This window comes from Hydrogenophaga sp. (genome assembly GCF_035481345.1).
Taxonomy (GTDB): Bacteria; Pseudomonadota; Gammaproteobacteria; order Burkholderiales; family Burkholderiaceae_C; genus Hydrogenophaga.
In genome coordinates, this window is the sequence record NZ_DATIGV010000080.1 from 1 (window position 1) to 9,568 (window position 9,568).

10 protein-coding genes are annotated in these 9,568 nt (G+C 68.3%); 4 read left to right on the plus strand and 6 right to left on the minus strand.

The annotated features are described in order from the left end of the window. On the plus strand, positions 1-756 hold a 756-nt coding region (locus VLG41_RS08280), incomplete at its 5' end, for a TonB C-terminal domain-containing protein (protein ID WP_325348920.1). A 105-nt stretch (positions 757-861) separates the two neighbouring features. After that, entirely contained in the window at positions 862-1,521 is a 660-nt protein-coding gene (locus tag VLG41_RS08285; protein ID WP_325348921.1) for a peroxiredoxin, read from the plus strand. 22 nt (positions 1,522-1,543) lie between these two features. Here the strand turns inward: VLG41_RS08285 and VLG41_RS08290 are convergent, their stop codons facing one another. From VLG41_RS08290 to VLG41_RS08300, 3 genes are read right to left on the minus strand one after another with little or no spacing between them, the layout of a single operon-like run. After that, complete coding sequence (locus tag VLG41_RS08290; RefSeq protein WP_325348922.1) at positions 1,544-2,404, minus strand: serine protease; 861 nt, start codon at positions 2,402-2,404, stop codon at positions 1,544-1,546. Positions 2,405-2,463: 59 nt separating this feature from the next. Next, positions 2,464-3,414: a glutathione synthase gene (gene gshB / locus VLG41_RS08295; RefSeq protein ID WP_325348923.1), complete on the minus strand. Its 951-nt coding sequence runs from the start codon at positions 3,412-3,414 to the stop codon at positions 2,464-2,466. After that, a complete protein-coding gene (locus VLG41_RS08300; protein WP_325348924.1) occupies positions 3,411-4,601 on the minus strand; it encodes a benzoate/H(+) symporter BenE family transporter in 1,191 nt (396 codons plus the stop codon). Before VLG41_RS08300 ends, gshB begins: the two co-directional genes overlap by 4 nt. A 59-nt stretch (positions 4,602-4,660) precedes the next feature. Between VLG41_RS08300 and VLG41_RS08305 the strand changes: the two genes are divergently transcribed. Continuing rightward, the gene (locus VLG41_RS08305; RefSeq protein ID WP_325348925.1) at positions 4,661-4,885 is read left to right on the plus strand and encodes an addiction module protein; all 225 of its coding nucleotides are present in this window, start codon (positions 4,661-4,663) and stop codon (positions 4,883-4,885) included. Then, the gene (locus VLG41_RS08310) at positions 4,882-5,178 is read left to right on the plus strand and encodes a type II toxin-antitoxin system RelE/ParE family toxin (protein WP_325348926.1); all 297 of its coding nucleotides are present in this window, start codon (positions 4,882-4,884) and stop codon (positions 5,176-5,178) included. The genes VLG41_RS08305 and VLG41_RS08310 overlap by 4 nt, the downstream gene beginning before the upstream one ends. Before the next feature lie 10 nt (positions 5,179-5,188). On the opposite strand, the gene VLG41_RS08315 is transcribed toward VLG41_RS08310, so the two are convergent. The 3 genes from VLG41_RS08315 to VLG41_RS08325 form a co-directional block, all read right to left on the minus strand. Further along, positions 5,189-7,060 (minus strand): potassium transporter Kup, encoded by a 1,872-nt coding sequence (locus VLG41_RS08315; RefSeq protein ID WP_325348927.1) that lies wholly within the window; start codon positions 7,058-7,060, stop codon positions 5,189-5,191. A 144-nt stretch (positions 7,061-7,204) separates the two neighbouring features. After that, the gene (gshA, locus tag VLG41_RS08320; protein ID WP_325348928.1) at positions 7,205-8,497 is read right to left on the minus strand and encodes a glutamate--cysteine ligase; all 1,293 of its coding nucleotides are present in this window, start codon (positions 8,495-8,497) and stop codon (positions 7,205-7,207) included. A gap of 172 nt (positions 8,498-8,669) precedes the next feature. Further along, on the minus strand, positions 8,670-9,568 hold an 899-nt coding region (locus VLG41_RS08325), incomplete at its 5' end, for an ammonium transporter (RefSeq protein ID WP_325348929.1).

The window sequence follows — 9,568 nt, forward strand, 5'->3', positions numbered from 1 at the left end:
GCTCAAGCTCAAGCTCAAGCTCAAGCTCAAGCTCAAGCTCAAGCTCAAGCTCAAGCTCAAGCTCAAGCCCAAGCCCAAGCCCAAGCCCAAGCTCAAGCTCAAGCTCAAGCTCAAGCTCAAGCTCAAGCCGAGGCGGCCAGGCTCGAGGCGGAAGGCCAGGCAGCAGCCCGCGCCGCCGCTGCCGCGGCCGCTGCGTCACAAGCCGCCGCGCAGGCCGAGGCCGCCCGCCTTCAGGGCGAGCGCGACGCCGCCGCGCAGGCCGAGGCCGCGCGCCTGCAGGCCGAACGGCAGGCCGAGGACGAGGCCCGCGAGGAGCGCCGCCGCGCCATCGGCCGCCAGCTCAACGAGGAGGCCGACCGCCGCGCGGCCGCCGAGGCCGAGGCGCAGCGCAATCCCTCCGCCAGCACCCTGCGCCGCGTGCGGATGTTCGGCCGCTACGACCCCAACCGAGAACTCGTGCTCTACGCCGAGGCCTGGGCCAAGCGCATCGAGATGAACATGCCGGTGGAGCTGGTGCGCCAGGCGGCCAAGCAGCGCTACACCGACCCGGTGGTCAACGTCGCCATCCGCAGCGACGGCTCGATCGAGTCGGTGACGGTGGTGCGCACCAGCGGCGTGGCCGCCATCGACGAGGCCATTCCGCGCATGGTGCTCGGCATGGTGCACCTGCCCTTCACGCCGGCCATGTCGCGCCAGTACGACGTGATCGAGATCCGCCGCAGCTGGCACTTCGACGTCGCGGTGCGCCTGTACTGAGGTGCGGCGGGGCCGCCATATGCGAACCCCGCCTAAGCTTTCTCGTCGACACGGTCTTTCCGAGTGCGCACACTACGGGGTTTCCCACCAGCCCAGGAGACCGGCATGTCCCTTCGCATCAACGACACCGCACCGAACTTCACGGCCCAGACCACGCAGGGCGTCATCGACTTCCACACCTGGATCGGCGACCAGTGGGCGATCCTGTTCTCGCACCCCAAGGACTTCACGCCGGTCTGCACCACCGAGCTGGGCTACATGGCGCGCATCGAACCCGAATTCACCAAGCGCAACGCCAAGCTGATCGGCCTGTCGGTGGACCCCGTGGAGAGCCATGGCAAATGGGTGGCCGACATCGAGGAAACGCAGGGCGCCACCGTCAAGTACCCCATGATCGGTGACGTCGACCTGAAGGTGGCCAAGCTCTACAACATGCTGCCGGCCGAAGAGCCTGGCACCGCCGATGGCCGCACCGCCGCCACCAACGCCACCGTGCGCTCGGTGTTCATCATCGGCCCCGACAAGAAGATCAAGCTGATGCTCACCTACCCCATGACCACGGGCCGCAACTTCGACGAGATCCTGCGCGTGCTGGATTCGATGCAGCTCACCGCGAAGCACAAGGTGGCCACGCCGGTGAACTGGACGCAGGGCCAGGACGTGATCATCGCGGGTTCGGTGTCGGACGACGACGCGAAGGCGCTGTTTCCCGAGGGCTGGAAAGCGCCCAAACCCTACCTGCGCATCGTCAAGCAGCCGCGCTGAGCGGCGCCGTCGGCTCGGTGCCTCAGGCCGGGGCCTTGGACGGCGGCTTGCCGCTTGCCGCAGGCCCGGCTGGCGCAGCCGGGGCGGGGGCCGGGGCGGGAGGGTCCTGCGTCAGCGTGAGCAGGATGTCCGCGTACCAGGCCCCGTTCAGGCCGAGGGACTCGTCCAGCGCCTGGTCCCGGTTGCCCATGTCCAGGCGCGAGGAATGGATCCCCAACAACCGCCAGGGCAAGGCCCCGGTCGCGGGCCCGGTGTCGCGCATCACCACCGGCGCCCCGCTGATGCCGCGGTGGGCGCGCCCGTCGGTGAGGAACATGCCCTGGCCCTGGAAGCGGATGCCGAAGGGCGAGGCGATCGCGGCGCGCCGCAGCACCGGCAGTTGGTGCACCTCGTCCTGAAAGCCCAGCGGAAAGCCCACGATGAACAGCGTGGCGTCGACCGGGACGGCACCGAAGTCGCGGATCAGATGCTCGGGCGTGAAAGCAAACAGCACCGCCTCCTGCGGCAGGGCCTCGCGCTCGATCTCCAGCACGGCAACGTCGATGTCGCCGCCACTGTCCATGCCCTGGCGCCACATGGCCGTGCCATCGGCATAGAGCAGCATCGAATAGCCCGTGCAGCGGGTCAGGTCCTTCGCATCCAGGTGCAGCGTGATCTCGATGCGGTCGGGCCGGTGGTCGCTGTCCTCGTCGATGAACACGTGGCGGCTGGTCGCCAGGAACAGGCGCTCGCCGCGCTGGAAGAAGAAACCACTGGCGTTGGTGAGCGACTGCTCGCCCTGGAAAGTGGAGATCTTCGGGGTGGCGAGGAACAGGGGGTCCACCGGCGGCGAGGCCATGGCCACGTTGGCGGGGACGGTCGGGGTGGATGAGGGCGCGTTCATCGGCTCAGTGTGAGGCCTGGCGGGCTCCCCCGCACGCATTGCCCCGGTAACACATCGCTTCAGCCCAGCGCCGCCTCCAGCGCGTCCACGAACATCGCGGGCACGTCGAAGCCGGTCTGCTGCTGGATTTCCTGGAAGCAGGTGGGACTGGTGACGTTGATCTCGGTCACGCGGTTGCCGATCATGTCCAGCCCCACCAGCAGCAGGCCGCGCGCGGCCAGCGTGGGCGCCATGGCCTCGGCCACGGCGCGGTTGTCGTCGCTGAGCGGCTGGGCCACGCCCTTGCCGCCGGCCGCCAGGTTGCCGCGCACCTCGCTGCCCTGCGGAATGCGCGCAAGCACGAAGGGCGCCACCTTCCCGCCGATCAGCAGCAGGCGCTTGTCGCCCTGCACGATCTCGGGCAGGTAGCGCTGCACCATCACGCTGGTGGCACCGCCCTGGTTGAGCGTCTCGGTGATGGAGCCCAGGTTCAGGCCATCGTCCTTCACCCGGAAGATGCCCATGCCGCCCATGCCGTCCAGCGGCTTGAGGATCACGTCGCGGTGCTCGGCGTGGAAGGCGCGCACGTCCTCGGCCGAACGAGTGACCAGCGTGGGCGGCGCGAACTGCGGCCATTCCATCAGCGCCAGCTTCTCGGGGTGGTCACGCAGCGCGGCGGGCTTGTTGAAGACGCGCGTGCCCTCGCGCTCGGCCTGCTCCAGCAGGTGGGTGGCGTAGAAGAATTCGCTGTCGAAGGGCGGGTCCTTGCGCATGAGCACGGCGTCGAAGCCGGCCAGGGCCTCGCGGCCTTCACCCGTCACGTCGAACCAGTGGTCCAGCTCGCCGGTGAGGCGCAGGTGCCGCACCTGCGCCGTGACGCGCCCACCGCTCACCCACTGCAGGTGGCGCGGTTCGCAGGCCGCCAGCGTGTGGCCGCGGCGCTGCAGCTCGCGCATCATCGCGAAGGTGCTGTCCTTGTAGGTCTTGAAAACTTCGAGCGGGTCGGCGACGACCAGGATCTTCTTCGTCATGGGCGGGGAGGTTTTTTCGCGAGGCCGTACTGTTGCACAAAGAGCGCGATGGCGCCGGCCACCACCCCCCAAAAGGCCGAGCCGATGCCGGCGATTGCCACGCCGCTGAGCGTGACGAGGAAGGTGATGAGCGCGGCCTCGCGGTGCTCGTCGTCCTTGAGCGCGGCGTGCAGGCCACCACCGATGCTGCCCAGCAGCGCGATGCCGGCGATGCCCATGACCAACTCGCGCGGGAAGGCAATCAGCAGGCCCGTGACCAGCGCGCCCACCAGGCCGATGGCGACGTACAGCGCGCCACAGACCACGGCGGCGGTGTAGCGCTTGTCGCGGTTGGGGTGTGCCTCGGGGCCCATGCAAATGGCGGCGGTGATGGCCGAGAGGTTCAACGCGAACGCACCGAAGGGCGCCAGCACCAGCGTGGCGATGCCCGTGACGGTGAGGATGCGCGAGATGGGCATGTCGTAGCCTGCCGCGCGGATGGCCGCCACACCCGGCAGGTTCTGCGAGGCCATGGTGACGATGAACAGCGGCAGCGCCAGGCTGGTGAAAGCGGCGAAGCTGAAGCTGGGCGCGGTGAACACCGGCACCGCCCACTCGAGCGTGAGCGCGCCCGCGTTGAAGCGGCCGGTGCCCACCACCTGCGCCACACCCGCGAGCAGCGTGAACACCACCGCGTAGCGCGGCACCAGGCGGCGCGACACGAGGTAGACCAGCAGCATCAGCACCACCAGGGCCAGCGCGGTTTGCGCGGCGCCGAAGGCCTGCAGGCCGAAGCGCGCCAGCACGCCGGCCAGCAGCGCAGCGGCGATGGCCATGGGGATGCGGTTCATCACGCGCTCGAACCAGCCCGTGGCGCCCGCCAGGGTGATGAGCGCGCCGCAGATGAGGAAGGCGCCGATGGCCTCGGCCATGGTGAAACCGCCGGCCAGCCCGGCGCTGGCCAGCACCGCCGCGCCGGGCGTGCTCCAGGCCACCATCACGGGCTGGCGCAGGATCAGCGAGGGAATCGCCGAGCACAGCCCCATGCCCAGGCCCAGCGCCCACATCCAGGACGTGATCTGCGCTGGCGTGGCGTTGAAGGCCTGCGCGGCCTGGAAGACGATGGCCACCGAACTCGTGAAACCCACGAGCACCGCGACGAAGCCGGCGGTGGCGGCGGAGAGGCTGAGGTCACGGAAAAATCGCATCGGGCGATTCTGCCGGGAGTTGTTCCAGGCTTCCGGACCCGGTGCTAGACTGGTTCGCGATGAACGCCCGCGTAGACCATCTGCTCGACGAAATCCTCGGCCTGCCGCCCGAGGAACGCTCAGCCGTGGCCGCCGCGCTCATCGACAGCCTGGAAGGCACGACAGACCGCTCGGTGACCGAGGCCTGGAAACAGGAACTGCTCGCGCGCCGCGAGGCCCTGCGTGCGGGCAGCACCACCGCATCGCCCTGGGCTCAGGCGCGTCAGCGGCTGGCCTCTCTGTGACACGCTTCTGTATCGCGATCCTCCCCGAGGCGGAGGCGGAGTTTCGCGAGGCGTTCCACTGGTATTTCCAACGCAGCCCGCTGGCGGCCGATGCGTTTCGGGTCGAAGTCTTCGACAGGATCGACGCGTTGGCGCGCGATGCCGATACTTGGCCTCAGGATGACAACGGCATCCACTTCCGGATGTTGAGCCGCTTCCCGTACACCGTGTACTACGACCTCCAGGGCACGACTGCCACGGTGCTCGCCATTGCCCACCAACGCCGGTCGCCGCGCTACTGGCAAGGCCGCTGAGCCAGTTCGCTCAGATCTCGACCTTGGAGCCGAGCTCCACAACCGCGTTGGCCGGCAGGTGCAGGAAGGCAGCCGCCCCCGCGGCGTTGTGGTGCATGGCCGCGAAGAGCTTCTCGCGCCAGGGCGCCATGCCGCTGCCCAGCGTGGGCGTGACCACATCGCGCGAGAGGAAGTAGCTGGTGGTCATGGGCTCGAGCTCGCAACCGCGCAGGCGCAGCGGCTCCAGCGCGGCCGGCACGTCCGGGTCGTTCTTGAAGCCGTAGTGGATGGTGACGGCCCAGCAGTCGTGGCCCAGCGGCTCGACCTCCAGGCGTTCGTTGAAGCCGATCCAGGGCACCTGGTGCGAACGCACGTTGACGAAGAGGTTCTGCTCGTGCAGCACCTTGTTGTGCTTGAGGTTGTGCAACAGCGCGTTGGGCACGACACCCGGCTCGGCGGTCATGAACACGGCCACGCCCGGCACGCGCAACGGCGGTTCGACGAACACCGCGTCCAGGAAGCCGTTGAGGTCCAGCGCCTCGGCCTGCTGCGCCTTCGACATGAGGCGCCGGCCCTGCTTCCAGGTCATCATGAGCGTGAATACCCCGCCGCCGATGACCAGCGGGAACCAGCCGCCATGGAACAGCTTGAGCATGTTCGAGCTGAAGAAGGCCAGGTCGATGAGGAAGAACACGCCGGTGGCGGCCACGCACAGCCACAGCGGGTATTTCCACGCGTGGCGGATGACGAAGAAGGTGAGCGTGGTGGTGATCAGCATGTCCAGCGTGACGGCGATGCCGTAGGCCGAGGCCAGGTTGCTGGAGGACTTGAACATGACCACCGCCAGCACGATGGCGGTGAACAGCGACCAGTTGACGAAGGGGATGTAGATCTGTCCCGTGTCGCGAACGCTGGTGTGGCGCAGGTTCAGGCGCGGCAGGTAGCCCAGCTGGATGGCCTGCTTGGTGACGCTGAAGGCACCGGAGATGAGGGCCTGCGAAGCGATCACCGTGGCCAGCGTGGCCAGCACCACCAGCGGCAGCAGCGCCCAGGTGGGCGCCATGCGGAAGAAGGGATTGCTCACCGCGCTCGGGTCGGCCAGCAGCAGCGCGCCCTGGCCGAAGTAGTTGAGCGTGAGGCAAGGCATGACCACCGAGAACCAGGCCAGGCGGATCGGCTTCTTGCCGAAGTGCCCCAGGTCGGCGTACAGCGCCTCGGCGCCGGTGACGGCCAGCACGACCGCGCCCAGGATGATGAAGCTCGTGCCCGGTTGCTGCCACAGGAAGCGCAGCGCGTGGTGCGGGCTGAGCGCGCCCAGGATCTCGGGGTGGTGCACGATGTGCGAGACGCCCAGCGCGGCCACCGCCAGGAACCACAACAGCGTGATCGGCCCGAAGTAGCGGCCGATGCCGCCGGTGCCGCGCTTTTGCACGGCGAACAACACCAGCAGCACGAGCAAGGTCAGCGGGATCACGTAGGGGTGCAGCGCGGGCGAGATGACCGTCAGGCCCTCAACCGCCGAGAGCACCGAGATCGCCGGCGTGATCACGCCGTCGCCATAGAACAGCGAGGTGCCGAAGATGCCGATGACCAGCAGGGCGCGCCGCAGCGCGGGCTTGTCCTTCACCGCGTTGGCGGCCAGCGCAAGCATGGCGATGAGTCCGCCCTCGCCCGCGTTGTCGGCGCGCAGCACCAGCACCACGTACTTGAGCGAGACGATGGTCGTCAGTGTCCAGAAGATGATGGACAGGACGCCGTAGACGTTGTCGTGCGTGAAGGGAACGTGGCCGGATCCGAAGATCTCTTTCACGGCGTACAACACGCTGGTGCCGATGTCGCCGTAGACCACACCAATGGCGCCGAGCGTGAGGGCGGCCAGCGAGGACGGAGCGCGGGAGTTCAAACCGGAGGCCCCGCCGGAGAACCACGGGGCGTGTGCGTCAGGAGTGGGCGATTCTGCGCCCGCGCCCCGGCGGGCGCCACCCGGGACGACCCCTGAAACCAGCCACGGTGTGGTTTTTGTTGCGCCGCAGCAACCTGCCGACCCTCAGTCGAGGTTTTCGGCCTCGGGGTCGGTGGCTTCGAGTTCGTAGCTGGCCGCCAGCATGGCCAGGCGGCCGATGACCCCGTACATGTAGAAGCGGTTGGGCACGCTCGCACCGGGCTTCACGCCGGGCTGCGGCAGTTGCGCGCTCTGCTCGAAGGCCAGGGGCACGAAGCTGGAGCCCGGGGCGTTGAGGTTCTCGTCCTCGCCGCGGTCGGCGTGGATGCGGTAGAAGCCGCCGACCACGTAGCGGTCCATCATGTAGACCACGGGCTCGGCCACGGCGCTGTTGATGCGCTCGTGCGTGAGCACGCCTTCCTGGATGATCACCTCGGTGACGGCCTGGCCGGCCTGCACCGTGCCCATGCGGGCCTTGGTCTTGGGCGAGAGGTTGTCGATGTCCTTGACGTCGCGCACGGTCATGATGCCCATGCCGCCCGTGCCGTTGTCGGCCTTGATGACCACGAACGGCTTTTCGTTGATGCCGTATTCCTTGTACTTGCGGCGCACCTTGGTGAGCAGCGCGTCGGTGTTGCTGCGCAGGCACTCCAGGCCCGCGTCGGCGGCGAAGTCGACCTGGCCGCACTGCGCGTGCATGGGGTTGATGAGCCAGGGGTCCATGCCCAGCAGCTTGCCGAAGCGCTTGGACACTTCCTCGTAGATCTTGAAGTGCGTGCTCTTGCGGCGCGTGGGCCAGCCGCCGTGCAGCGGCGGCAGCAGGTACTGCTCGTGCAATTCTTCCAGGATGCCGGGCACCCCCGCGCTCAGGTCGTTGTTGAGCAGGATGGTGCAAGGGTCGAAGTTCTTCAGGCCCAGGCGGCGCTTGCCGCGCGTGAGCGGCTCCAGCGTGACGTGGCCGCCGTCGGGCAGGTCGATGCGCGTGGGCTGCGTGATGTCGTTGGACAGCGAGCCCAGGCGCACGTTGAGCCCGGCCATGTAGAAGATCTTCTGCAGCGTGGCCAGGTTGCTCAGGTAGAAGGTGTCGCGGGTGTTCTCGGGCACCAGCAGCAGGTTCTTGGCCTCGGGGCAGATCTTCTCGATGGCGGCCATGGCGGCCTGCACCGCCAGCGGAATCATCTCGGGCGTGAGGTGGTTCCAGCCGCCGGGGAAGAGGTTGGTGTCCACCGGCGCCAGCTTGAAGCCCGCGTTGCGCACGTCCACCGAGGTGTAGAACGGCGGCGTGTGCTCCATCCATTCCAGCCGGAACCAGCGCTCGATGGCGGGCATCGACTCCAGGATGCGCTGTTCGAGTTCGTTGATGGGGCCGGTGAGCGCGGTGATGAGGTGGGGAACCATGGAATCTCGGCCGTGAGGCGGTTGCAGGGGTCGGGCGAACGATTCTAGGCAAATGAGGTCGCCGGCGCTTTGCGCAACCCCCGGCCCGGCGGCAACCCAATGAAAACGGCCTCCCGCTCGGGAGGCCGCTGGGACGCACTCCCTGGCGGGAGTGCGGGTTTGCTGCCCTTGCCTACTTGCTGTAGGCAGTTTCGCCGTGCGAGGTGATGTCCAGGCCCTCGCGCTCGGCTTCTTCCGGCACGCGCAGGCCGATCACCATGTCGACGATCTTGTAGGCGATCAGCGAGACGACGGCAGACCACACGATGGTGATCAGCACGCCCTTGGTCTGCACGAACACCTGGCTGGCGATCGAGAAGCCTTCGGCGCCGGTGCCGCCCAGGCTGGGCGACGTGAACACGCCCGTCAGGATGGCACCCAGGATGCCGCCCACGCCGTGCACGCCGAACACGTCGAGCGCGTCGTCGGCTCCCAGCATGCGCTTCAGGCCGTTGACGCCCCACAGGCACACCAGGCCGGCCAGCAGGCCCAGCACGATGGCGCCCATCGGGCCGACGGTGCCGCACGCCGGCGTGATGGCCACCAGGCCGGCAACGGCGCCGGACGCAGCGCCCAGCATCGAGGCCTTGCCCTTGGCCAGCGCTTCACCGGCGATCCACGAGAGCGTGGCGGCAGCCGTGGCCAGCAGGGTGTTGACCATGGCCAGTGCGGCGCCCGAGTTGGACTCGAGGTTGGAGCCGGCGTTGAAGCCGAACCAGCCCACCCACAGCATCGAGGCACCGACCATCGTCAGCGTCAGCGAGTGCGGCGGCATCGCTTCCTTGCCGTAGCCCACGCGCTTGCCCACCAGGTAGGCGCCCACCAGGCCGGCCACGCCGGCGTTGATGTGCACCACCGTGCCGCCGGCGAAGTCGATCGCGCCGTCCTTGAACAGCAGGCCCTCGGCGAACCACACCATGTGCGCGACCGGGATGTAGCTGAAGGTGAACCACAGCACCGAGAACAGCAGCACGGCCGAGAACTTGATGCGCTCGGCGAACGCGCCGACGATCAGCGCGCAGGTGATGCCGG